This is a genomic window from Aequorivita capsosiphonis DSM 23843 (assembly GCF_000429125.1).
Lineage (GTDB): Bacteria > Bacteroidota > Bacteroidia > Flavobacteriales > Flavobacteriaceae > Aequorivita > Aequorivita capsosiphonis.
On sequence record NZ_AUBG01000001.1, the window covers coordinates 215,112 to 239,958 of the forward strand.

Here is a 24,847-nt window from a genome sequence, read left to right on the forward strand (position 1 = left end):
CTGAATTAAGGATTCGGAATTAAGAATTAACAGCACAGAATTTGGTAATATTGTAACCATGCTTCTCCACAACGCCAACATATTGGTTATAGACGACGATGAGGATGTGCTCGTTGCACTTCGGCTTTTACTTAAATCTAAAGTAAAGGAGGTTATCGTCAATAAAAACCCCAATACCATCCAAAGCTTAATGCAGGCCTACAACTTTGATGTGGTTATTCTTGATATGAATTTCAACGGCCTCGTAAATACAGGAAACGAAGGGATTTTTTGGCTGAATAAAATTAAAAAGCAAAACCCAAATGTGGATGTTATTTTGATAACCGCTTATGGCGATATTGATTTGGCAATACGTTCCCTAAAAGAAGGCGCTTCCGATTTTATAGTAAAGCCTTGGCAGAACGAAAAAATATTGGGAACGGTAAAGGAACTGCTCGAAAAAAAGAAAAAGCAGCAGCCATTAAAACTAAATCTGGATTCTGAGACCAAGATTATAGGTGAAAGTGAACCGATGCAAGATGTGTTTGTAAAGCTTAAAAAAGTTGCGCCCACCGATGCCAACATTCTTATTTTAGGCGAAAATGGAACTGGAAAGGATTTGATTGCAAAAGCAATTCACGATAATTCCCTTCGGAAAAATATGCCGTTTGTAAAAGTGGATGTAGGCGCTTTAACTGAAACACTCTTTGAAAGTGAACTCTTCGGATATAAAAAAGGCGCTTTTACTGATGCCCGCGAAGACCGAAAAGGCCGTTTTGAAACTGCCAATGGCGGCACCTTGTTTTTGGATGAAATAGGAAATATTACTTTAAGGCAACAAGCACGTTTGTTAACGATTCTTCAAAATAGACAGGTTACACCATTAGGTTCCAACCAATCGATACCTATTGATATCCGGTTGATTTGTGCTACCAATGTTCCAATAAGCGAGCTGGCGGATGAGGAACGTTTTAGAAAAGACCTTATTTACCGCATCAACACTGTGGATATTACCATTCCACCATTACGCGATCGTGGATCTGATATTACACTTCTGGCAAACTATTTTATGGACTTTTATGCTGAAAAATATGGAAAAGGAGCTTTCACATTAACTTCAGATTTTATAAATAAGCTGAAGAAACATCACTTTAGCGGAAACGTACGCGAGTTGCAATACGCTTTGGAACGCGCGATTATTATGGCGGAACAGCAGCACCTTGAAGCAACCGATTTGACTTTTTCGGCCATTGAGCAACCACATGCGCCAATTACCCAAAAGGAAACCAATCTGGATGCTATTGAACGGAACACCATTTTGAGCGTGATTGAAAAAAATGACGGCAACATATCAAAATCGGCAAAAGAGTTGGGTATAACACGTGCGGCCCTTTACCGCCGACTTAATAAATATGACTTATAAAAGTTACTTCTTCTCTCTTACACTTCGGGTTTTAGGCTTGCTTATTTCCTTGATAGTGCTGGCTTTTGGTATAGCCTTACCCAATACGTATGCGCTTATAGGTGGTTCTATTTTTTCTCTGATTGCAATTTATAATCTATATCGCTTTGTATTAAAACGTTTTGTGGAAATGGACGATTTCTTCGAATCTGTAAAATATCGCGATTTTTCAAGATGGTTTGTCGAGAATAAAGGACCACAGGACGTTCGGGAACTTCACAAAGGTTTCAACTTGGTGAACAAAACCATCAAAGCTATAGACAGCGAACGACAGGCGCAATTTGTGTACCTCCAAAAAATCCTTGAAATGGTCAATATTGGTATCATCGCTTATAATGTGGAAAGTGGCGATGTACTCTGGGCAAACGATTCCCTTTTAAAAACCCTTGATTTTCCTTCGTTTAAAAATATAAGTTTTGTTGAAAAAAGAAGACCGAAAATCTATGATGAATTGTTTGAAACCTATCATTCCAATACCGCATCCGTTACTTTGGAAATGCGGCAGGAAACACTAAAAGTACTGATTTCCGATACGGTTTTTGAAATGGAGGAACATTCCTTCAAGCTTATCGTACTTCAGAATATTGAAGAAACCTTAAACCGAAATGAAAGCGAAGCCTGGAAAAAGTTGTTGAGTGTAATGACCCACGAAATAATGAACAGCATCGCCCCTATTACTTCCTTGGCGGAAACCCTTCAAACCGATATTCAGAAATCATTGGACAATCCCGCTACTGAAAAGTTGGAATTGGAAGATATGAACGCCGGCTTAAACAGCATAAAAAAGCGAAGCCAAGGCTTGATGAAGTTTGCTAAAACCTACCGAAGTCTAAATAAAGTTACCCACGTTAATAAGACGACAATTAAAGCGTCTGATCTTTTTGAAAACATCAGCGAGCTAATGAAACCTTCATTGGAAAACAAGAATGTTGAACTCATTTTTGATTTAAAGGATCCAAACTTGTTATTGGAAATTGATTCCTACCTCATCGAACAAGTGCTTATTAATTTGATACTGAATGCGCTTGATGCTACCGAACAAGTTGCTAATCCAAAAGTCATTGTTTCTGCGAATATTGGTCATAACGGAAAAGCTCAACTAAGAGTAAAAGACAATGGCACGGGCATTGCAGAGGAAATAATAGACAGTATTTTTGTACCTTTTTTCAGCACCAAAAAAACCGGAAGTGGGATTGGATTAAGTCTTTGTAAACAGATTATGTTGCTCCACGGTGGAAAAATTCAGATTCAGAGTAATAAAGATTCTGGAGCTATGGTCAGTCTAATTTTTTAAATGTTTTTATGTTTGAAATACTGCTGTGGGTTTGATTCTCTTCTTATAAAGAGTAGATAGGTATATTGCGTTCTATGGAATTACAACTTATATATTAAACTGTCAATGAAGAAGAACGAAATTGGAACTCGAAGAATAAAGAAACCTTGGCCAACCAAGGATGTCATGGAACAGGTTTATAAAATGAAGCTTTGGGGTGATTACAACTCCGATTTTTATTCAGGGGTAGGATCACATCATCCCGAAATAGTAAATCCTTATATAGAAGTCGTAACTTCTTTTTTAACTTCCTTTGAAAGTTCGCTTACAGTATGCGATTTAGGTTGTGGAGATTTTAATGTAGGAAAAAAACTAGTAAAATATACTGAGAAGTATATAGCTGTAGATATAGTAGCGGAACTTATAGAACACAATAAAGAAAGGTTTAAAAAAGAAAACCTAGAATTTCATTGTTTGAATCTTGCCGTTGATGATTTGCCTTCTGGGGATTGGGCTTTATTGAGACAAGTACTTCAACATGTATCGAACGCTGAAGTGCAAAATATACTGGGTAAGTTAGTCAATTATAAATATGTCATTTTAACGGAACATCTACCCACAGGAGATTTCACACCCAATAAAGATATTATTTCAGGACAAGGAATTAGATTAAAAAAACACAGCGGTATAGACTTGTTTGCGCCACCGTTTAATTTGAAGGTGAAAGAGGAAAAAGAATTATTGGCTATAACTCTGAATAAGTTTGAAGGAGTTATAATAACTAGACTTTACACACTGTTTTAGATTATTCTATTTGAATAAATATCTTTTTAAAGCTTTTAGGAAGTTCATCTTTTATGTAAACTTCGTCCTGTGTAAAAGGATGATTAAACCTTAAAGAATAGGCGTGTAAATACAATCCTTTCCCGTTTAAAATTAGATTTTCAATTCCGTATTCTTTATCTCCTAATATCGGATTTCCAATATTTGAGAGATGTTTACGCAATTGATGTCTTCTTCCAGTTTCAGGTTCTAATTGTACTAAGTTGAGTTTGCCGAATCTTTCTGAAAGAACGGATTCACATAGTGTATAAGTAGATTTAGAATCCTTGCCATCTATATCTGAAATAATTTCTCCTTGCGAGTTCATTTCACCAATAGTGATGGCGTAGTAGATTTTCTTGATTTCCTTATTTTCAAACATTTTATTTAAAACACGAATACTACTACTCGTTTTCCCAACCAATAAAATACCAGTTGTGGCAAAATCTAATCGGTGAACAGGTTTTGGAGCTGTTGCATCTGGCAGATTACTTCTTTTTAGGTTTTGATCTAAGGCATTAGCAATGGTTTTAAAACTATTACCGCTTACCATAATCCCAGCAGGTTTATGAATAACAGCTAAATATTCATCTTCAAATAAAACTTTAAGTGGAAAGATGAGTTTTTTCTTTGGGCTGACTTCTTCTAAAATAGATAAACGAATACATTCTCCTCCATTTATAAAAGTTGCCGAAGTAGCAATTTCACCATTGACAGTGACATACTGTTTCTTTAACGCTTTCTTTAATGCAGATTTTGTTAAAGCTGCTTGAAAAATACCTACTCCATACTCTTGAAGCCGAATTGGGATCAGTAGTTTGGGAACAATATGGGTTTCGGTTAGTATGATGGTGTTTGTTTTATTTTGATATTTCGTCCATTCGCTTTCGGCTTGTTCTTTTTCTTTCTTTATCTCTTCGGAAAGTTTTTTATTTTCTGTAAAGTCCAATGATAATTCATTCTCTTTATAAGATGTTTGACTTTTAGTCGGTGCTACTCGTATTCTATTTCCTAAAGCTTATCTAAGATTAGATTTAATTTATTGATAAACCCGCTCAATATTTAGCTTCTAAATATGCCTTAAAACACCTCATCCTATTGGTAGATTTGTCTTAATTTTTTTTCGTAACAAAAGCAATAATAGGCCATAATACGTAAAGATAAACTCTAAAAAATTCAATAACTAGATAGTGCTTCCCTTTACTTCTAAAAAACGTTAAAACCAATATAAAAACTGGAACTATACAGTGTGTAGACAATATTTTTACACAAACAATCGTGCATCAAAAAAATAATCTTCATTTCTTACTAATGAAACTTTTTCCGTAAATAAGGGGTGAATGGTATTTACTATATAATTATACTCCTTTGAAATAACTGCTGAAGGCACTCGCAGTAATAGTGAACGCTGTTCTCTATACCATTCCGAACCTATCAACTGCAATTTATAGTAAGACTCAAACGAACGCCAATTTTTTGGCAACTTTTTGATTGGAACTTGCTCATATAAGTCCTCTTCATCAGCAATTGAAATAATCATGACTTCATAATCAGGAAGTTTCATTATTGAATTACGATGAACTACTAACTCTAAAGTTGATAATGATCTAGTTGAGCCAGTATAAATAACAAATTCTCTATCTAAATTCCAAGGATTCGATGCTCCTGAGCTTGATAATGCTTTTGAATAAGTTTTATGTGAAATTCTATATACTTCCATATTTAGACATTATCACCATATTCAATTCCTGTTAATCTATCTTCAATATATCTAATTCCAGAAATTGTTTTAAAAAAGTCAACAGGGCGTTCATTGTTAAAATGAAAATTTGGTTTTTCTAACCAATCATTAAACTCTTTTTTCGAGCCAAAAACCCGTTCTCCTTGTTTATATAAGGAGATAAGTAAAAGTAATTTCTCTTTAAAATTTATATTCATTTTCGCATTAGAACTTCGATAGGTTTGAAAAGTTTTTTCGCTAACATCAAACCATTCAGAGATAACCTTGTCTGATGAATGCGTTAAGGCCTTAAAAAGTTTAACTTGTTTAGTGCCTAACTTTTCTGAATGTAGGTAGTTGATTACCTGACTATCTGAAATATTCGAAGGGATATCTCTGATTAAATCTTTTGTTGTTTCCATTTCTATAATTTTATTAAATATACGTAAATTTTCTTATCATATAACGTAAAATTACTGTTTATAATTACAGTTCATAAATAGGTATATAAATAAGCTGACCTCTTGAAAAACCATCTCAACATTCGCCTATTAATTTGTCTCAAAATCCTCCTTCTCTCCATATACCGGATTTCTCTAAATTTTATTTCGTAGCAAAAGCTATGGCAGGCACCAATACGAAATAGTAAACCTCAAAAAAATTAATTATTAGATCGCACTTACCTTAACTTCTAACAAAATGATAAAACCAATATAAAACAGGAAACTTTGCTGTATAAGGCATATATTTGTATTTAGAATTAATCTAAATAAGAATAAAAATGAGTAAGGTTTTCGTCATCAGATTTTTGATGGCCGTTTTATTAATATTCGCAATTTCTCCAGCAATAATTGCCCAAACAAATGATAAGAATGCTGAAACTGTAATTCATTTATTGGACTACATTGCAAGGGATTATCCAGAAGGGGTTCAAAACGGAGAAATCATAAATAAGCAGGAATACGGCGAGATGCAGGAGTTTTCAGGACAAGCTTTTGCCCTGACCGAACAAGGTTCCTTTCTTCCAAAAAAAGAGCGGCAATTACTGGATGACTTAGCGAAACTGAAAGATTTTATTCAAGAAAAAAAACCTGAACAGGAAATTAGTGACCTAGCACGAGAAATAAGAAACAAGCTTCTTGAAATAACTGGAATCCAAACTGCACCTGCGCTATGGCCAAATTCCAAACGAGGCAAAGCCCTATTCGCCAATAATTGTGCTTCTTGTCACGGCATCAACGGAAAAGGCAACGGAGCCTTGGGAAAAGGTCTCGATCCAGCTCCTACTGACTTTCACGAAGCCCAATTAATGCGCCAAGTTTCACCTTTTCAAGCCTATAACACAATAAAATTAGGAGTAAATGGCACTAGCATGCGGCCGTTTTCAGAACTCAATGAAGAGGAACTATGGGATCTGGCGTTTTACGTTAAAAGCTTACGATTTCAGAAAGATAAAATTGATACTACTGCTTTAAGAGCGCAATTTGAAACTGTATTTCCAAATTTCACACTAAAAAATGTGGCTACACATTCTGATGAAGAAATATTGGCAAATCTTGCAAAAACTGGCGATAAGGCTAACATACAATTAAAATCCTTGCGATTATTAGCACCCACAGGGACAGAATCAAATAACAGTTTAGCTATCGCAAAAGAGAATCTCAATGCGGCTCTTAAAAATTATACAGCAGGCAATAAATCTTTGGCACGAACCAATGCGTTAAGTGCCTACTTAGAAGGAATTGAACCCGTTGAAGCTCGCTTGACCACAAACGACCCCGGGTTTACCATAGAAATTGAGCAGCAAATGCTTAATGTTCGGCAAGCCATTGAACAAGATCAAGGAGTGCCGGCACTTAAAGTAGAAACTGATAAAGCACTTGCAATGATTGACCAAGCAGATCAGCTGATGAAAGATCATAAATTGAATTATTGGTTGACGTTTATTTTGGCTGCCTCCATTATGTTGCGAGAAGGTTTGGAAGCGTTTTTAATACTGGCTGTTGTGTTAGCATTGATTCGAACTTCTGGTGTAAAAAAAGCACTTCCTTGGCTTCATGGAGGTTGGATTACCGCTGTAATTTTAGGTCTTGCAGGTTGGTATCTTTCAGACTATATCATTCAGTTTGGCGGGAAAAACAGAGAAATCATGGAGGGCTTGATCTCACTTTTTGCCGTACTAGTATTGTTATTTGTTGGGTTTTGGCTTCACAACCACTCCCATGCCAAAAAATGGCAGGAATTCATTGAAAATAAAATTGGGCGCTACCTACAAAAAGACAAGATGTTTGGGTTAGCCGCATTTTCCTTTATGGTGGTTTTTCGTGAGGCCTTTGAAGTTATTCTTTTCTTGCAAGCCATCAATTTGGAGGCGCAACCAGAGAATAAGTCGGCCATAGGTTTGGGCGTTTTAGCAGCAATTGCCGGTATTGCAGTGATGGTTTTTCTGTTTCTAAAATATTCTAAAAAAATTCCCGTAAGACAACTTTTTCGATATTCGTCTTGGATTATCGTTCTCTTAGCTATCATCCTGATAGGAAAAGGTTTCCATTCGCTTCAGGAAAGTGGATGGATTTCGGTAACTGGTTTCCCTTCTCTATTCCGAATAGATTGGCTAGGCTTCTACCCTACTCTAGAAACGATTTTAGCACAGATTGTACTTATAATCATTATACTTATTACGTATCAAGTCCACAATCAACGGGTTAAAAAAATGATACTGAAAGAATCATGATGCTGAAACCCGTAAATCTCAGATAACACTATTTCAAAATGGGTAAAAAGAAATAAAAAAAGCTACAATTTAAATTGCAGCTCCTTTTCTATAACTCTAAGAAATTTTATAATTCACACTTCGTTTAATCCACAATAAACTTTCCATTCATTGTCATGTAATGTGCTGGGAAAGTACATATAAAAGTATAAGTTCCTGCGGGCGGGGCATCAAATTCTATAGTGTCGCTTTCACCTCCACCGAGCATCTTGGTATACACTATAAATTTATCCTTGATATCGTCTGGAACACCCTCTTTGTCTCCATCTAGTGCTGCTGCCTTTCCTACGGCGTCCATATCAGCATCTTTCTTTAGCAATGCCCAATCGTGACCCATTACATTTTTATCGAGCTTACCTATGTGTTTAAGGGTGAGTTTTACCTTCTGTCCTGCTTTAACGTGAATTTCACTTTTGTTGAATTTCATCTCATCATTACCCGTAATAGTTATATTTGCGACGGCATCATCTGATGATTCCGTAGGTGTCGCTTTTTCCTGAGTCTGTGTCCCGATTTGCATCTCAGGTTTTTCATCTTTTTTATTATTACCGCAACTGATCACAAGAGCGGCTGCAAAAATCAAAATTAATTTTTTCATCATTTTATCATTTAGATTAAATTTAAGTGATAATAAAATTAATGGCTATTCACTAAAAATCATAACTTTAAAAAATTAATTTTTGACGTATTAAATAAGGAATATAGCTAGATGAGCTAATGTAAAGAAGTGACCTATTTTATTGCGGATGAAGGAGAAAAATTTACTTTCACTTTACAAAATTATGATGCTGGGTTCCAGTAAAATAATCTCGAAAAATCTGGTTTAGTTGATAATCTTTACTACTCGCCTTAATCCCTAACCGGGGATAAACTTCAATTATTAAACGGGACATATCTCTTACAGAATCGGCTGCTGTTTTATGTACCTTTTGCATATATTCTTCAGTAAAATCATTTCCCTTTTGAATTTCACTTTCAATTTCGTCTGAAATTTCAAAAATATCCTTATTCGTCTTTAAAACAATATTTGTTAGATCGTTTAGCGTTTCCTTCGGAAGAATGGTCTGCGCTTCCTCCAGAAAGTGTTCCGCCATTCCCAAATAATTCACCCATAGCGTTACATCTGCAAAAAGTGAAAATGGAATTTTAAAAATTGGTTGGGGAAGGATAAAGTGGTTATATTTAAAAGAATACTTTTTATCTATTACTGTATCTACTTCAAAAGAATGGGTAGCAGTAGCAATAAGGCCCATCGTATTCCAATCTGGGGTAATCTGTACGGCTTCCTTCGGAATAACAAAAGAACGAATCTTTGCGGATCCATCAGTATCCATTACCTCTTTTCCATTACTCATTATTTTTGCACTTAATGTGAAATGTGATAAGTATGGAGCTCCGGTGGCATAACGCCAATTACCGGATATTTTATAGCCATTTTCAACTTTTTCTGCAGTTCCAAACACCCCTCCACTTCCACCAAGGATTGGAGTTTTGGAATTTAAAAAGATTCTATCTGCAACCTCTTTATCTAAATTCCCGATAAAGTAATTTGCGCCACTACACAAGGTAACCGTCCAGCCAAGGCTTCCATCTGTAAACGCCAAAGTTTTTAGCTTCTGTAAACCTTCACTTAAAGATGCTTCTAAACCGCCATAACTTTTAGGCACCCATAGATTCCAGAGCTTCTCTTTTTCAACCCAAGCTAATATTTCCGGAGAGAAAACACGTACGCCAAAACATTGTTTTCTAAGCTGTTGTATATTGTTCATTTCTTTCATTTTTAATAATATTTCGCCATTTTATATAACCTGAAACCGCCACGATAAACAAAAAGATCGTTAGGCCGGCATATATGTATAATCCCTTGTGAAAAAGTAGTGGGATCGCGATGATATTACTGATATTAAGATAAATCCAGTTCTCCATTTTCCTTTTGGCCATCAGCCACATCCCTGCCCAAGCGAAAGCACTCACAAAAGCATCCCAAATTGGAACGTCGGTATTGGTATGATATTGAAGCCAATAAACCATAATTGAAAAACACACAACAGCAATCCCCAATGCTTTTATATGCTCTTGCTTGCTGGAATAGGAAATAGGACTTTCCTTCTTTTGTTTTCCAAATTTCCAAAAGAACCAACCATAAACACTCATCACAAAATAATAGAGATTCAATATAATATCTCCATAAAGTTGGGAGCGATACAGCACCCACATACTTATGAGAATAGAAATAATGCCGAACAGATAATTGTTGGGGTTATTCTTTCTTGCCAAAAGAACCTGAACCACGCCAAAGGCAGTTCCTATTATTTGTAAGAGAGTAAGATGAAATAAGTAATCCTCGATCATTGTAGTTTTTAAATGAAATGAGGCCAATAACCAAGTAGTGTATTACTATCGTTCCCTACGCCAGCATTATCTGGATCAGGTTCCGTGCAAAGCGCACTTGGGTATCTTCTCAGCCCGCTATATAAATAGCAAGCACCCCATTATAAAAGGCAAATCTATAATAATTATTTGCAATATGTAAGAAGACTGAACTTTAAAAATGTAAAGTGAGAATAAGTTCGAATCGATCTCCGTTTATCTCAAAATCTAGCAGGTTAATAAACTAGAAATATTACTGAAATTTTCCAAGTTTTTTAATCACTTGCTCCCTATAACTTCTACTGATGGGAAGTGATTTATTCCCGATAATTACTTCTTCATTAGAATAAGAATCAATTTTATCAAGTGAAACGATATAAGAACGATGGATTCTAAGAAATTTTGAATCCGGTAATTTCTTTTCTATTGCAGAAATATTCTCTCTTATAACTTTAGTTCCTTCCGAAGTTTCAATTTTTAGATAATCACTTAAACTTTCTATCCATAGCATACTGCTGAAATTGATTTTGTGCATTTTTCGATCTATTTTCACAAAGATAAAGTCAGCCGTTTCTTGCTCTATAATTATGGAAGAATCAGGGTTTATATACGTCCGTTGAAAATTGCCAATCGCATCGAGAAAACGATTGAAAGAAATGGGTTTTAAAAGATAATCTACCGCGTGAAGATCGAAGCCATCAATAGCGTATTCACGGTAGGCAGTGGTAAAAATAATCTTGATGTCTTTACTAATGGATTTAGCAAATGAAATTCCCGAAACCCCAGGCATATTGATATCTAAGAATATAAGATCAGTTTTTTGTGAATTGATAAGATTAAAAGCTTCGGTAGCATTATTGCATCTTCCAACCAATTCCATGGTATCTATTTTTCGCAAATGATTTTCAAGGATATCTAAAGCTACTGGCTCATCATCAACAATAATACACTTGATTTTATAAGACATCGTTTGGGGTTTTAGCTGTATTTATTTTTAAAAATACTTTATAAGAATCTCTGTTATTCTGAACAATCAATTCCGAACTTCTTCCATATAAAATATCGAGTCTTCGTTGAATGTTTTCAAGGCCAATTCCTTTTGTTTCTGAAGGAAGTTTGGCTGGATCTTTTGAATTCATTACCTCAAATTCCATAAACTCATTTTTTAGATTTAGTCGAATTGAAATCTTTAATTTTCCATCAGAATTTTTTCCATGTTTAAAACTATTCTCTACAAACGGAAGTAGCAGCATGGGAGCAATCTCAATGTTTGAAGGTATTTCAGAACAATTAAAATCTATGGTTAGATTATCCTGAAAACGCTTTTTTTCGAGATTAATATAGTTTTTAATATGATTTATTTCATCTTTTAATTGTACCAAAGGCTTTCTTGTTTGATACAAAATATAATCCAGAAGTTCAGAAAGTTGGAGTATCATTTCAGGCGTCTTTTCACTGTTGGAAAGGCTTAACCCATAAATAGTATTAAGGGTGTTGAATAAAAAATGCGGATGGATCTGAATTTTTAAATATTCCAATTCCTGTTCTTTTAACTTTAACTGAGCCTCTAAAATTCTGTTTTTAAGCTCTTCGTTTTTCGCTGAAGCCGAATAGTTATATTTCAACAAGCTAAATGCCGAAGCAATTACAACCACCAAGTAAACGGTTATCATAATATAAAATAGACTTTTTGAGGTGGGGAAACTATCGGTCCAATTTAGATTAAGAGAAATAATTAACCCGTAAAATGATGAAATGATAATAAAGACCGTCGAAATAATTAAGGCATACCCAGTAAACAGTGCAAACCTGAGATATTTCTTTGGAAGTAAATACTTGGGGATTAAATGATATATGAAACTGTACGTGGTTCCAATGGTTACTGGAAGTAGAAATGCCGAAAAACGAAACACACTTCCAAAGGAGATCCCTTCAACCCTAAAAAAGAAACTGAAGAACAAAAGAACGCAGATCCAGAATAAAATATGGATCATAATCTTACCAACCAACTTTTGAAATGCCTTTGACGGATTCATTAATCAATAAAGTTGCACAAAAAAGATTTCATGAAAAAGGTTTTGCGATAGATTACTCTTTTTGAAGGGTAAATAACATCCAGCTAAAGATTTCGTGGCTTTATATTAATAACTTGTTGAATAAGGCTGAAAAAGGGCGTTTCGTCGCAAAAATAATAAGGCTAGTTTTATTAAGAATATATTTGGTCTAGTTGTCCAAAATTGAAGGAGAAATACTAACCAAATACAAACCGAATGAGAACTTTTAAATATATCGCTTTTATAACTCTTGCAATTCTAATCTGGACAGCCTTTATCGGATACGGATTTATAAACGGTTTTTTATTAAAACCAATAACTTCCGAAAACACTTCGGAAGCATTTATAGAAGCTTCCAAAGAAAAAATAGAGAACGAATTCGTTGGAAATTTCGCAATGACACTAATTGAAAACGGAAAAATCTCAAAGAATTTCTTCTATTCTATTGATAAGCCCATAAATGAAAATACTGTTTTTCCAGTTGCTTCCATCAGCAAATGGATTACATCTTTTGGCGTTTTAAAGTTGGTAGAACAAGGGAAATTGGATTTGGATAAACCTGTTGACGATTATCTTACAAGATGGCACCTACCCAAAAGTGAATTTGACAATAAAAAAGTAACAGTCAGAAAGTTGCTTTCGCATTCATCAGGTTTAGTTGATGATCTTGGATATAACGGTTTTGCACCAAATGTAACAGTTCAGACAATTGAAGAATCATTAACTAAGGCTTCAGACGCAGAAGGCTCTGATGGCGTTGCAATAGTTGGTTATGAACCTGGTAGCGAGTATCGGTATTCGGGAGCTGCATATACCATATTGCAATTACTAATTGAGGAAATTAGCGGTCAATCATTTCAAGAATATATGACAAGAGTGGTTTTTGAGCCTTTGAAAATGGAAAATTCTACCTTCGTATTATCTGAAAAACCAAATCTTCAGTTAGCTGAAACTTATAAAGATGATGGAACAACTAGACAAATGAACAAATTTACTGCACTTGCAGCGGCTTCATTATTTACTTCTACAGCTGACTTATCCAAATTTTTACAAGCAAATATTTCGGACAACCCAGTTCTTTCAAAAGAAAATATTGCAGCCATGAGTAAACCTGAAACATTTATAAATAAAATCGGTGTGTATGGTTTAGGCCCTCATCTTTATAGTCAGAATGACCAAAAATCTAATATCGTTGGACACGATGGGAGCGGAAATAACGCGATCAATACAGCAGCAAGAATTGACCTTCAATCAAAAGATGGAATCATAATTTTGGAAACAGGCAATTGGGATATTGCTTCTGGATTATCCGATGAATGGGTTTTTTGGAAAGCAGGAATTGGTGATTATGTTGTAATGCAACGTAACAAACCATATGTATTAACTCTATTGATAATTGGCTATTTAATTATAATTTTCTTGTCAATTATAATTATCCGAAAAAAGGTCAAACGACCAATATCTTTGAACAATAATGTCTAAACCAAATAGCTAATTTAGTCCTTCAACAAAAGTAATTGTTGAAATTTAAAGTTAGTCAAAAATCAAAAAGTCTATATGTAAATCCTACTATTGCACTTATATTCAACTATTATCAAAAAACCTTAAATATGAAAACTCTATTAATTTCCGTAGCTCAAAACAATGGTTTTTTTTCAGAATTATATATGCGTGTTCAGGAAGGAGGTCCTTTTTGGATGACGCTTATCATTTTATGTTTCTTACTAATGTTAATTTTAATTGTAAGCGCAATCTTGAAATTAAAATCTTCAAATAATATATTTAGAAAATCTATCTCCTTAATTAATCAAATCGCTCTTTTAGCATTGGTTATTGGCTTGTTCAGTCAGCTTCTGGGACTGATACAGGTTTTTGATGCTTTTCAGTCTTTGAACAATGTAAATCCTGAACTGTTTGCCGGTGGATTAAAAGTAACATTATTGTCGCCAGTCTTTGGTGGATTTACCTTTATTGTTGGCAGACTTGCAAGCTTTATTCTAAGCTGGCTGAGAAATCCTGAAATGGACGATATGACAATGCAATCTACAACTCGATAATTATTTCAAAAAAAATACCCTGGGATAAATCCCAGGGCAATTTTGTATAATAAAAATGTGCTTATGCTTACAATGGTGAAACCAATTCCATAAACCACTCTTTCACCTCTCCTTCCAAATGTGGAGCAAGTTTTTCTTGAACCAATTTGTGATAGGTATTAATCCAATCGATTTCCTCTTGAGAAAGCATTTCTTTAACAATCGTACTTTTAAAGAAAGGACATAAAGTCAAAGTTTCCAATTCATAAAAGGTATTCCATTCGGTTTTCTTCCAAGTTTTGACCAGGATCAGGTTTTCATGACGGATCCCGTATTTTCCTTCTACATAATATCCAGGTTCATTGGAAAGTACCATCCCAGCTTCTAATTCAACCGGGTTAAGATCTTTACGAATACTCTGTGGTCCTTCGTGAACATTCAAAAAACTGCCCACTCCGTGACCAGTACCGTGATTAAAATCTTTTCCTTCTTGCCACAGAGGCATTCTCGCCAAAGCATCAAGCTGAACGCCTTTAGTGCCTTTAGGGAATTTTGCCAGCGATAATTGAATCAAGCCTTGAAGAACCCTAGTGGTGTCTTCTTTAAACTCGTCAGAAACTTCACCTAAAGGGAAAGTACGGGTGATATCCGTGGTACCTTCCAAATACTGCCCGCCGGAATCAACCAGAATACTAGCATCATTAGTTACTTTAGCACTTCCTTCAGATTTGGCTGAATAATGAATTATTGCGCCATTGCCTTTATACCCAACAATACTGCTAAAACTGGCACCTATAAAATTCTTTCCTTCCGCGCGAAATCCGTGTAATTTTTTACCGATTCCATATTCGTCTAATTCTTCCTTCCCTACCGTATGGGTAAGCCAATGGAGGAATTTCACCATAGCCACACCATCGCGAACCATTACCGTTCTAAAACCGTTCTGCTCTGTTTCGTTTTTAACAGCTTTCATCAAATGGCCAGGAACAGGCTTTTCGATTATTGTATTTTCACTTTTAACAGCCTCAAAAATAGATTGATTACTGTTTGGAGCTATAAGAATGGATTCTTTTTTCAGCATCCCAAGATGATCGAAGAAGCTGTGGTAAGGCTTTAAGTCCACTCCCAATTTCTTCATGAGATCCTGGGTCTTATCATCCAGTTTAAACAAATCCACAAAAAGGAAACACTCGTCCAAGGTCAACAGGACATAACCTAAAAACACGGGATTGGAACTGACATCGCTTCCACGAAGGTTAAGAGTCCATGCCACATCATCCAAACTGGAAATAACATGTGCGGTGGCATCTTCTGATTTCATTTTTTCACGAATGGCAGCAAGTTTATCGGGGACCGATTGTCCAGCAAGTTCCATAGGCTGTACAAAAACAGCATTTTTACTAGGCGTAGGACGTTTAGTCCACACGTTTTTTAGCAAGGGCAAATCTTTTATGCTTCGTTTTTTCTTGGTCAATTTAGTTTCTAAATCCACCCAATTTGCGTGGGAAGTAGCCAAGCCATTTACAGCGATCGTTGCACCTTCAGAAGTTTCTGATATAATCCAATCTATATAATTTGGAGTGTCTTCTACCCCATCTTTAAACAAGTCGATACCAGAGCCTTTTAATTCTTTTGGGGCTTGGGTAAAGTAACGTCCGTCCGTCCAAAGTCCGGCTTTATCTGCAGTGACAACCACAAATCCTGCGGAACCGGTAAATCCCGAAAGCCAGGTTCGTTCTTGCCATTCGGCTGGGAGGTACTCGCCCATATGCGGATCGGCGGAATACACGATAAAGGCATCAATGCTATTTTTCTTCATTTCCTCTCTCAGAGAGGCTACTTTTTCTTGGGCTGTCATAAAATATATTTTTTAAAGCCGAAAGTTACTGAAAGTCTATTGTACTGAAAAAGATATTCCATGTTTAACAATTATTTGTATCCAATTTTGGCACTTAAAAACTGTAGCACTTTATTCCTATTGGCTTTTTATATAGTTCACAATAAATTATTGTTATACCATATTGAAATCCACACTTCTTTTCGACTGCGATAAGTTATTCTATTTCACTATTCACCTTTTTCAAACAAGTTGTAATCATCTCTATTGCTTCATCAATTATTTCCTTTTTTGTTCTAAAAGCTAAAATTGCAATCCGGATTACAAAGCTTTTATTGATAATTGATGAGCTTAAAAAAACAGAACCATCCGCGTGTATTTCATCCATTAGCCGTCTGTTTTTTTTATCGGAATATGAATCAAAAGGGTACCAAAAATAACTAACGGACAAATCAGGCTCTGGTCCGAGACAAAAACCAAGCTCGGCAAGTTTACTTCTAAAATAATGTACTAACAATAGTTTTTCTTCTAAACACGCAATAAAAGGTTCGATGCCGTGTATTTGCAAAGGTAGCCAGACCCGAAATCCTCTAAAGTGTTTGGTCAGTTCGGGCGAAATATTGGCAGGACTTTTTAGCATTTCCTCACTGGCTCCGTCTTGCATATAATTTGCCGTATAATAATTTGATTGTAAAACAGCAGTGCTATCTTTTATCAATACCGCGCCAACGCCATAAGGAAGGAAAAGACCTTTATGTGGATCGATTATTATAGAATCAGCATTTTCTATTCCTTTAAAAAGCTCTTTTTTCGAAGTCATTATAAAAAATCCGCCATACGCGGCATCCACATGAAACCATGTTTTATACTTTTTTGCTATTGCCGCAATTTCATTTAATGGATCTACAGCTCCAGTATCCGTTGTTCCCGCAGTCGCTACAACTAGAAAAGGCTGAAGCCCAGCAGCGATGTCTTTTTGAATAAGTTCTTCTAAGGAATCTGTTTTAATTTTATGATTCTCATCTAAAGGTACATATCGAATTATCACATCTTCCAGCCCAATAATCCGCAAGGCTTTTTGGGTTGAATGATGCACCTGCTCACTTAAATACACAACGTTTTTAGTGATAAATTCATTCTTAACCTTATGCTTATCTCTTGCAGCGGTGAAGGCAATAAGAGTAGATATTGAACCTCCCGAAGATAAACAACCAACCGAGTTTTCCGGAAATGAAAAGACCGTTTTTAACCAATTGACAACTTCATTTTCAATTGTCGCGGCGCCAGGGGATGCATAATGTACACTTGCATAAGGATTGGTAACCGCGGCGATAAAATCGGCCAAAGCAGCAGTAAAAACTCCGCCACCCGGAATATAGCCTAAATGCTTTCCCGATGCAGCATTAATACCAGTTTCAGCTACTTGTTTTTGGTATAAATCAAGAAGATCTGGCAGTGATTTTTTTTGATTCGTAATTTCTAATGAAGTGGCCTCTTTCTCATTAAAAGCTTTGGCTGTATTAAGACTTCCGATAAACTGATTAGCGTAATCCATGACACTTTTCATCATTTCTAAACGTTCGGGTTCTTGGATATCCAGTTTTTGACTAGCCCCTTTTAATTCATTTAATTTTTGAATTATATTTTCTGTATTCATGACCATGATTTCTTTAATGACGAAAGTGTAAAATGAAATTCTCTTTCAACCAATAATAGCAACTATTCTTCTAGAGAATTCAAAAAATTCTATGACTAGCCAGTTGAATTTCAATTTCTATTTTTTGAGTATTTCAAAATTAAATTAATAGAATTTAATGCTTCCTTGATTTCAAATAAACCTCAGCATTAATTTTAAAAGAAATATTAGATTCTATTTTCGTCATTTGGAAATATTCCATAATTTTGGAATAAATCCCGATTATGAAATACATAAAATATTTTAGCACTTTTTTAAAAGTTAAAGGAACGCCTCATTTAAATTCTGATCAGTTAAGAAGACTGCTCAATATAGTTGCCATGGAAACGACAATAAAGAATTTAGAGGAACTGCAAATCACGGGAAGTAAGGTTTATAAAATGAGCGAGAACTCAAAAACCTCCTTAAAACAACTCACCAAGGAATTACCTCCCGAGGCATTAATGGAAGAAATGATGCGATTATCACAACACTAAAAGAAATGCTATCAGCAATACAAGAACCTTTAAGGTCAAGATAATTTAAAAAGCTTGGGCTTTTTTATCAGTTCTTCTTTAAACAATGAAAAAGTAATTACCTTGCGCCTCCATATTTGCAATAAAAATGGACACGTGGTTCGAAATTCTCCCACGTTAAAAAACTAAGAAACAATTTATGTCCGCTACAAACATTCGGAAACTCGCATTATTACTAGTCGCGTTTCATATTCTTATCGTTGCTTCAAGCAATTATTTAGTACAATTTCCTATCTCTGTATTCGGGTTTAAGGCTACTTGGGGCGCTTTTACTTTTCCGTTTATCTTTTTAGCCACAGATTTAACGGTGCGTATTTTTGGCGCACGATTGGGAAGGCGGATTATTTTTTATGCCATGTTTCCAGCTTTGGTTGTTTCCTATTTAATTACCGTTGGCTTTCGTCACGGAATTTGGTTGGGATTTAACTCATTTTTCAGCTTCGATCTTTTTGTGGCGCGCATTGCAATAGCCAGTTTTTCTGCCTATGTGGTGGGCCAAATTTTAGATGTTTTCGTATTTAATAAATTGAGGCAGCACAAACAATGGTGGCACGCACCCGTGGCTTCGGGTATCTTCGGAAATCTGATGGACACTTTTGTCTTTTTCACTGTTGCATTTTACAAAACGTCCGACGCCTACCTCGCAGAAAATCTAGTGGAAATTGCAACTGTGGATTATATTTTTAAAATTGTGATAAACGCGCTGTTTTTCCTTCCTCTTTATAAAGTGATTCTAGACCAGGTTACGAAAAAATTACAACGGAAAGTATAAGAAGCTGAACTTTTCATTTGAAGAAAAAGCTTAATACGAAAGAGAAGGTTCTACGCTATTTTCTGTAAGAAGTAAAACACCACTCCTCCCAAGAAATAGCAAACCACATCCCAAATATCTCCAGTATATCGATAGGATTGTAGCGGAAGGTAGTATTCAAAAAAAATCGAAAAAAGAGCAACTAAACTTAAGATTGTAAAAATGTTTAGGCGAATACTCTTGTCCTTTTTAATAATCCAGACACCGTACAAACACACCGTAGCCACCATCGGAATTACTAAGAAATCATTGAGGTGATGAAAAATCCAATTGGGGCCAGAAACTGAAAAGTATTTCAAGCTTTGCACACCTAAAAATACAACTAAAGATAGAAGAATATAAAAATGCAATAGCCTTAACGGAAGTCTATATTTCATATAAATAGCAATGAAATCAACCACGCAATTAAGCCTCCTATAAACATGGCAACCATCCAAACGGATCTCAAAACATGGTATGAACCGCGAACAAGCCAAAATCGATTTGTTTGCCAACGCTCAGAAAAGGATTTTTTTTCGACTGTTTTATTTTCTAAAACCGGTTCTGGTTCTTGATCTATTGAAGTGCCTTTAGAAATCAATGGCGGATCCTGATCCGCTACAATAGAACTACTATGTTGAACATTCTCTTGGTCTATCCTTTGTGACATATCAAACAAAATTCAACGAGCAAAAATACAGCTTATTTATGATGATAAAGAATCGAATAGTTGTTTTGCAAGGTTTAGCCATCAGATCACAAAAATACATTCCATATAACACGCACAGCGGTTTTTTAATCGCATCATTTGTAAGTCAAAACGCTGGTTTTCTGCTCTCAAAAACATTTATTGGTACTTTAAAATATCATAATAATGCCAGAGAAACACAAGAGTAGCATTAAGGATTTGTTGAATACTTTTTCTTCAATATTCATAAACGTTCGCTTTCCTAAGAATTGTGCAAAAAGAAATATGGGAACTATAAATATGGCCATTTTTAAATGATCAAAATTCAATATCCCGCTCACTGCTAGACCTGGAACACGAGTTATAGAGATAAGTCCAGATATACCGATCATGGTGGCTCTAAAAGCTTTAATATTCTTTACGGTGTTTTCAACGCATATAACGTAAAGTGGGCCACCTGTGGAGAATATTCCAGAAAAAAATCCTGCCATAATTCCAAAACTTGTAACTCCTATTTTATTGAGTTTTATCTTCTTTTTACCTATTAGAGCATAGGCCACGTACAATAAAATAAATACACCAAGCCCTCTTTTCAGCAGGATTGGTTTGGCAAAAGTTAGAACGGCGATTCCCACGATTATTCCTAATATAGATGGGATCGCGAGCTGGATAATTATTTTTCTGTCAATATTCCGCCACTCTTTTGCAATGAGAAAAATACTCGAAAGCATGTAGAATATAGAGATATAAGCGATAGCATCCGGAAGCTCCATTTTAAAAAGCAAAATAGGAAGCGCCATTAAGGAGCCAGCAAAACCAATAACAGTTTGTACATAAAATCCTACAAATATTCCGATGGAGAGGATTAAAAAGATTTCTGTGTTCATATAAGAAGATTGAAGTATTGTTGCCAGTAAAATTACAAGACACTCACTTCCTATTAAAATTGATTAATTGGAAATATGCCTATATTTACATATAAAAGAAGTCTTTTTTAATTAAAACAATGGAATCAATGATTAATGAAATTGATACGGAAATAATCAACTTATTAAAAGAAAACGCGAGAGCTTCCTTTGCTGAAATAGGCAGAAAAATAGCGCTCTCACCTTCCTCTGTTCGGGAACGTGTTCAGAAACTAGAAGACTTGGGCGTGATAAAATCCTATAACATTCAGCTAAACCAAGCACTTTTAGGCAATGGCCTTGAAGTATTTATTTTATTGAAAATCTTTGACGGGAAACTAAAAAGCATTTTATCAGAAATCAATACCTTTCCTGAAGTTCAGGAAGCATTTAGAATAACTGGTCCCTATAATATTCACGTTCGGGTTGCACTTCGCGATCAATTACATCTCCAGCGGTTTATAGATAAGCTGATTGGTTATGGAAGTCCCACTACCCTACTGATTTTATCAGAAATCGAGAAAAATAAAAGCTGATAAAACTTTGTTTATTTTTTACGAGATTATAGAGTCATCCCAGATCTTTTTGTTAAAGCTTCCGTTTTGAATGTAGAAAGACACGTTCTATATTTAGATAATACCCTCTTCAATCGGTAGCCTTAAATTTTCGCAGATTTCAGAAGCTTAAAAATCTGTAATATATGTAAATCTCACCGTAAATATGTAACAGCATTTTGGTGATTCTTTCGCACTTTTATTCTACTTCTTTTTTAGCTGAACTCCTTATCTTATCTGAAAAGGAAAAGTTCGGTGTAATGGTATTTTAACAGTTAAAATATTATCATAGGTCTACTAAAATTAAATAAAGATGAGCACTCAAATTTATCCACTGAAATTCGACCCTATTTATCAATATCGTATTTGGGGTGGAAGAAGATTGGAACATCTGCTTTCAAAACCGCTTCCCAAAGATGACACCATAGGAGAAGCATGGTTATTGAGCGACCGGAAAGATCACGCGAGCAAGGTAAACGAAGGGAAACTGGAGGGAACTACCATTGCGGAGTTAATGAAAGATTTCCGATACGAAATCATGGGAAAACTTGGCAATGACTTTGATCATTTTCCACTCTTGTTGAAATTTCTGGATTGCAACGAAGTATTGTCGGTACAGGTGCATCCTTCAGACGATCAAAAAGAATATATTCCAAAAGGCGATACGGGAAAAACGGAAGCTTGGGTAGTTTTGGAAACAAGTGACGACAGCCTTATTTATGCGGGTTTAAAAAAGGGAACTAATAAAGAAAATCTACTCGAATCCATTAAAAACAAATCAGTAGCAGATAGGCTCCACAGTTTTGTGCCCAAAAAAGACGATGCCGTATTTATCCATTCGGGAACGGTGCATACCTTAAAAGGCGCCGTAGTTTTTGAGGTTCAGGAAAACAGCGATGTCACTTTCCGTCTTTATGATTGGGATAGAACAGATCCAAAAACAGGAGAGAAACGCGATCTTCAGTTGGATAAAGCCATTGCCTGTATTGATTTCGATCAAGTGGATATTGGGCCAGTAAGTCCTGTAAAAAGCAAGGAAATTAAAAATGCTGAAAAACTTTTCGATAATGACCACTTTAAGCTTTGGCGCATTATAAGTAAATCAGATTTTACCGTTGGTATAAAAGATGAACCGACAATTTTGGTTTGTATTGACGGAAAAGGCACCATGAAATACAACGATAAAGAATACGAAATCAGTAAAGGTGAAGTGATGCTCCTACCTGCAATTATAGGTCCGCTTGAACTTAAGCCTGAAAAAGAGATTAGCTTACTTCAAATTGCTATACCAGATAAAAAACAGAAATAAAATCATGAAAAAACTTATCATATTCGATTTAGACGGCACCTTAGCCAAAAGCAAATCTGCTATTGACAAGGAAATGGCCGAACTCTTTAACAATTTACTAGATGTGGCTCTTGTTTCAATTATTTCTGGTGGGGATTGGCCTCAATTTAAAAAACAGGTTCTAAGCCATTTGCCAAAAAATGCTAAGCTCAAAAAGTTAACGATTCTTCCCACCTGTGGTACTAAGTTTTATCAATATAAAAACGATTGGCATGAGTTGTATGAAGAAAACTTTACCGAAGCTGAAAGAAATCAAATCCTTGATAATCTGAAAAGTGCAATAGAAAATGCCAACCTGGACATCAAAAAAACTTGGGGAGATCAAATTGAAGATCGTGGCAGCCAGATTACTTTTTCGGCATTAGGGCAAAAAGCACCCCTGGAGGAAAAAAAAGGTTGGGACCCGGATTTTGCAAAACGAAAAAAAATTGTTGAGCCACTTAAAAAAACGCTAAAAGAATTTTCTATCGGGATGGGAGGAACAACTTCCATTGATATTGTAAAACCGGGCATTGATAAAGCTTACGGAATAAGGAAACTTGAAGAGATTTTAGAAATTGATATACCTGAAATGCTCTTTATTGGTGATGCTCTTTTTGACGGAGGCAATGATCATCCCGCACGAAAAACTGGTGTGGACTGTATTCAAGTTCGAGATCCTGAGGAAACCAAGACTATTATCAAGACGATTATAGTTTGTACAAAAAACTAAGAAATATAAATAATTGTCTGTGCAGAATAGGCGCAGGACTAAAGAATATGAACTTTTTGCTTTTTAAGCAAATTTCCACTTTTCAACATACGGCATTAAAAAATCTCTAAACGGATAAACATAAAAAATTATGATTCCCTTCCAATTACACCGAATTTGCACCATAATGAAACCCGAAAAGGGAAACGAATTTGAAGTTGAAGGCGTACTCAATCCTGGCGTTACTCGAGGTCCTGATGGAGAACTATATCTCTTTCCGCGTTTAGTAGCCAAGGATAACTATTCTCGAATTGGCATAGCAAGAGTACTTTTTAATGAAGCTGGCGATCCAATTGATGTTGAAAGATTAGGGGTTGTAATAGAACCAAATGCCGATTATGAAAAACGTCCAAATGGCGGAGGAGGTTGTGAAGATCCTCGAATAACGTATGTGGAATGTGTGGAGCATTACATAATGACTTATACAGCTTTTGGACCAAATGGACCTCGTATTGCAATGGCCAGATCGAAAGATCTTTTTACTTGGGAACGAATGGGTTTAGTTCAATTTTCACCTTATGAAGATGTTGATTTTACCAACATAGATGACAAGGATTCTAGCTTTTTCCCCATTGACCTTCCCAGTCCACATAAGCATAAGTCCATGGCTATGTTACATCGCCCATTATTCCCTGAAACCACTCCTGAAGAAACAATTAAAAAAGAAGACAATCGAGAAATAGATAAACACAAAGAAAGTATTTGGATTTCTTATTTTAACTTAACAAAAGGAAAGCAAACATCTTTGGAAAATGCAAAATTCACTTCGCATCATTGTCTGGCCCACCCCGTTTATCCTTGGGAAAACTTAAAAATTGGAGGTGGCGCACCTCCTATCTTAACAAAGCATGGATGGTTGGTGATCTATCATGGAGTACAAAAACATAAAGATGCGGCCGAAGGTGAGTCTAAATTTACCTATTCCGCTGGAGCAATGATCTTATCAGAAAAAGCACCTCAAAAAATACTGTATCGTTCCCACGAACCAATATTGACTCCTGAATTACGTGATGAAACAATAGGAACAGTAGGTGACGTAGTCTTTCCGACCGGCACAGATCGTCGTGATGATATTGGACAACCCAACCGGATTGATGTGTATTACGGAATGGCGGATAGTAGAATAGGTGTAGCCAAAATGGAAATACCTGAAACCATACCCTTAAAACAGTAGTTTTCTTTTGAACTTAGAAAAATTAGTAGATTCTATTTTCTCAACTCGTTTCACCATTTTTAATTAATTCAACCATTAAGGGATTAAGAAAATTAACTAA

At 35.5% G+C, this 24,847-nt stretch carries 26 protein-coding genes and 1 riboswitch; of the genes, 13 read left to right on the plus strand and 13 right to left on the minus strand.

Features of this window, described 5'->3' with window-relative positions; all coding sequences use genetic code 11:
* Positions 1-58 precede the first annotated feature (58 nt).
* The 3 genes from G440_RS0101125 (at position 59) to G440_RS0101135 (ending at position 3,518) form a co-directional block, all read left to right on the plus strand.
* Entirely contained in the window at positions 59-1,402 is a 1,344-nt protein-coding gene (locus tag G440_RS0101125; protein WP_026449608.1) for a sigma-54-dependent transcriptional regulator, read from the plus strand.
* A complete protein-coding gene (locus G440_RS0101130) occupies positions 1,392-2,735 on the plus strand; it encodes a sensor histidine kinase (RefSeq protein ID WP_026449609.1) in 1,344 nt (447 codons plus the stop codon). The genes G440_RS0101125 and G440_RS0101130 overlap by 11 nt, the downstream gene beginning before the upstream one ends.
* 105 nt (positions 2,736-2,840) lie before the next feature.
* Positions 2,841-3,518, plus strand: a complete 678-nt coding sequence (locus G440_RS0101135) for a class I SAM-dependent methyltransferase (protein ID WP_026449610.1) — start codon at positions 2,841-2,843, stop codon at positions 3,516-3,518.
* 1 nt (position 3,519) lies between these two features.
* Here the strand turns inward: G440_RS0101135 and G440_RS0101140 are convergent, their stop codons facing one another.
* From G440_RS0101140 to G440_RS0101150, 3 genes are all read right to left on the minus strand, one after another.
* The gene (locus tag G440_RS0101140; RefSeq protein ID WP_051285088.1) at positions 3,520-4,350 is read right to left on the minus strand and encodes an RluA family pseudouridine synthase; all 831 of its coding nucleotides are present in this window, start codon (positions 4,348-4,350) and stop codon (positions 3,520-3,522) included.
* 450 nt (positions 4,351-4,800) lie between these two features.
* Positions 4,801-5,256, minus strand: coding sequence for an RES family NAD+ phosphorylase (locus G440_RS0101145; protein ID WP_026449612.1), 456 nt, complete (start codon positions 5,254-5,256; stop codon positions 4,801-4,803).
* A gap of 2 nt (positions 5,257-5,258) precedes the next feature.
* On the minus strand, positions 5,259-5,678 hold the full coding sequence (locus G440_RS0101150; protein ID WP_034258735.1) for an antitoxin Xre/MbcA/ParS toxin-binding domain-containing protein: 420 nt from the start codon (positions 5,676-5,678) through the stop codon (positions 5,259-5,261).
* 359 nt (positions 5,679-6,037) lie between these two features.
* On the opposite strand from G440_RS0101150, the gene G440_RS0101155 reads away from it, so the two are divergent.
* The gene (locus G440_RS0101155; protein ID WP_034258738.1) at positions 6,038-7,990 is read left to right on the plus strand and encodes a cytochrome c/FTR1 family iron permease; all 1,953 of its coding nucleotides are present in this window, start codon (positions 6,038-6,040) and stop codon (positions 7,988-7,990) included.
* Positions 7,991-8,114: 124 nt separating this feature from the next.
* Here the strand turns inward: G440_RS0101155 and G440_RS0101160 are convergent, their stop codons facing one another.
* The 5 genes from G440_RS0101160 to G440_RS0101180 all read right to left on the minus strand — a co-directional run bounded on the left by G440_RS0101160 (position 8,115) and on the right by G440_RS0101180 (position 12,072).
* Positions 8,115-8,627 (minus strand): plastocyanin/azurin family copper-binding protein, encoded by a 513-nt coding sequence (locus G440_RS0101160; protein ID WP_026449615.1) that lies wholly within the window; start codon positions 8,625-8,627, stop codon positions 8,115-8,117.
* 169 nt (positions 8,628-8,796) lie between these two features.
* On the minus strand, positions 8,797-9,798 hold the full coding sequence (locus G440_RS0101165) for an acyl-CoA dehydrogenase family protein (RefSeq protein WP_026449616.1): 1,002 nt from the start codon (positions 9,796-9,798) through the stop codon (positions 8,797-8,799).
* Positions 9,776-10,381, minus strand: a complete 606-nt coding sequence (pnuC, locus tag G440_RS0101170) for a nicotinamide riboside transporter PnuC (RefSeq protein WP_026449617.1) — start codon at positions 10,379-10,381, stop codon at positions 9,776-9,778. The genes G440_RS0101165 and pnuC overlap by 23 nt, the downstream gene beginning before the upstream one ends.
* Before the next feature lie 271 nt (positions 10,382-10,652).
* Entirely contained in the window at positions 10,653-11,366 is a 714-nt protein-coding gene (locus G440_RS0101175) for a LytR/AlgR family response regulator transcription factor (protein ID WP_026449618.1), read from the minus strand.
* Entirely contained in the window at positions 11,356-12,072 is a 717-nt protein-coding gene (locus G440_RS0101180; RefSeq protein ID WP_245574808.1) for a sensor histidine kinase, read from the minus strand. Before G440_RS0101180 ends, G440_RS0101175 begins: the two co-directional genes overlap by 11 nt.
* Positions 12,073-12,253: 181 nt before the next feature.
* On the opposite strand from G440_RS0101180, the gene G440_RS21440 reads away from it, so the two are divergent.
* The 3 genes from G440_RS21440 (at position 12,254) to G440_RS0101190 (ending at position 14,510) form a co-directional block, all read left to right on the plus strand.
* A complete protein-coding gene (locus G440_RS21440; RefSeq protein ID WP_245574809.1) occupies positions 12,254-12,415 on the plus strand; it encodes a hypothetical protein in 162 nt (53 codons plus the stop codon).
* Between the two features lie 254 nt (positions 12,416-12,669).
* Positions 12,670-13,935 carry a serine hydrolase domain-containing protein gene (locus tag G440_RS0101185; RefSeq protein ID WP_026449620.1) on the plus strand — a complete coding sequence of 422 codons (1,266 nt, stop codon included), beginning with the start codon at positions 12,670-12,672 and terminating at the stop codon, positions 13,933-13,935.
* Positions 13,936-14,063: 128 nt separating this feature from the next.
* Positions 14,064-14,510, plus strand: a complete 447-nt coding sequence (locus tag G440_RS0101190) for a MotA/TolQ/ExbB proton channel family protein (protein WP_026449621.1) — start codon at positions 14,064-14,066, stop codon at positions 14,508-14,510.
* A gap of 67 nt (positions 14,511-14,577) precedes the next feature.
* On the opposite strand, the gene G440_RS0101195 is transcribed toward G440_RS0101190, so the two are convergent.
* A complete protein-coding gene (locus G440_RS0101195) occupies positions 14,578-16,347 on the minus strand; it encodes an aminopeptidase P family protein (protein WP_026449622.1) in 1,770 nt (589 codons plus the stop codon).
* A 196-nt stretch (positions 16,348-16,543) separates the two neighbouring features.
* Positions 16,544-17,983 carry a pyridoxal phosphate-dependent decarboxylase family protein gene (locus G440_RS0101200; RefSeq protein ID WP_026449623.1) on the minus strand — a complete coding sequence of 480 codons (1,440 nt, stop codon included), beginning with the start codon at positions 17,981-17,983 and terminating at the stop codon, positions 16,544-16,546.
* Between the two features lie 263 nt (positions 17,984-18,246).
* Between G440_RS0101200 and G440_RS0101210 the strand changes: the two genes are divergently transcribed.
* Complete coding sequence (locus G440_RS0101210) at positions 18,247-18,498, plus strand: hypothetical protein (protein WP_026449624.1); 252 nt, start codon at positions 18,247-18,249, stop codon at positions 18,496-18,498.
* Between the two features lie 129 nt (positions 18,499-18,627).
* A riboswitch (PreQ1 riboswitch) is annotated at positions 18,628-18,672 on the plus strand.
* Positions 18,673-18,676: 4 nt separating this feature from the next.
* On the plus strand, positions 18,677-19,309 hold the full coding sequence (locus G440_RS0101215) for a 7-cyano-7-deazaguanine/7-aminomethyl-7-deazaguanine transporter (RefSeq protein WP_034258743.1): 633 nt from the start codon (positions 18,677-18,679) through the stop codon (positions 19,307-19,309).
* Between the two features lie 50 nt (positions 19,310-19,359).
* On the opposite strand, the gene G440_RS19215 is transcribed toward G440_RS0101215, so the two are convergent.
* From G440_RS19215 to G440_RS0101230, 3 genes are all read right to left on the minus strand, one after another.
* A complete protein-coding gene (locus tag G440_RS19215; RefSeq protein ID WP_157417805.1) occupies positions 19,360-19,647 on the minus strand; it encodes a hypothetical protein in 288 nt (95 codons plus the stop codon).
* A gap of 74 nt (positions 19,648-19,721) precedes the next feature.
* Positions 19,722-19,997, minus strand: a complete 276-nt coding sequence (locus G440_RS0101225) for a hypothetical protein (RefSeq protein ID WP_026449626.1) — start codon at positions 19,995-19,997, stop codon at positions 19,722-19,724.
* 188 nt (positions 19,998-20,185) lie between these two features.
* A complete protein-coding gene (locus G440_RS0101230) occupies positions 20,186-20,902 on the minus strand; it encodes a sulfite exporter TauE/SafE family protein (RefSeq protein WP_026449627.1) in 717 nt (238 codons plus the stop codon).
* A gap of 128 nt (positions 20,903-21,030) precedes the next feature.
* On the opposite strand from G440_RS0101230, the gene G440_RS0101235 reads away from it, so the two are divergent.
* From G440_RS0101235 to G440_RS0101250, 4 genes are all read left to right on the plus strand, one after another.
* Entirely contained in the window at positions 21,031-21,456 is a 426-nt protein-coding gene (locus tag G440_RS0101235) for an Lrp/AsnC family transcriptional regulator (RefSeq protein WP_026449628.1), read from the plus strand.
* A gap of 331 nt (positions 21,457-21,787) precedes the next feature.
* On the plus strand, positions 21,788-22,783 hold the full coding sequence (locus tag G440_RS0101240) for a type I phosphomannose isomerase catalytic subunit (RefSeq protein WP_026449629.1): 996 nt from the start codon (positions 21,788-21,790) through the stop codon (positions 22,781-22,783).
* A gap of 4 nt (positions 22,784-22,787) precedes the next feature.
* A complete protein-coding gene (locus tag G440_RS0101245; RefSeq protein WP_026449630.1) occupies positions 22,788-23,534 on the plus strand; it encodes an HAD-IIB family hydrolase in 747 nt (248 codons plus the stop codon).
* Positions 23,535-23,700: 166 nt separating this feature from the next.
* On the plus strand, positions 23,701-24,747 hold the full coding sequence (locus tag G440_RS0101250) for a glycoside hydrolase family 130 protein (protein ID WP_211228184.1): 1,047 nt from the start codon (positions 23,701-23,703) through the stop codon (positions 24,745-24,747).
* Positions 24,748-24,847: the final 100 nt, after the last annotated feature.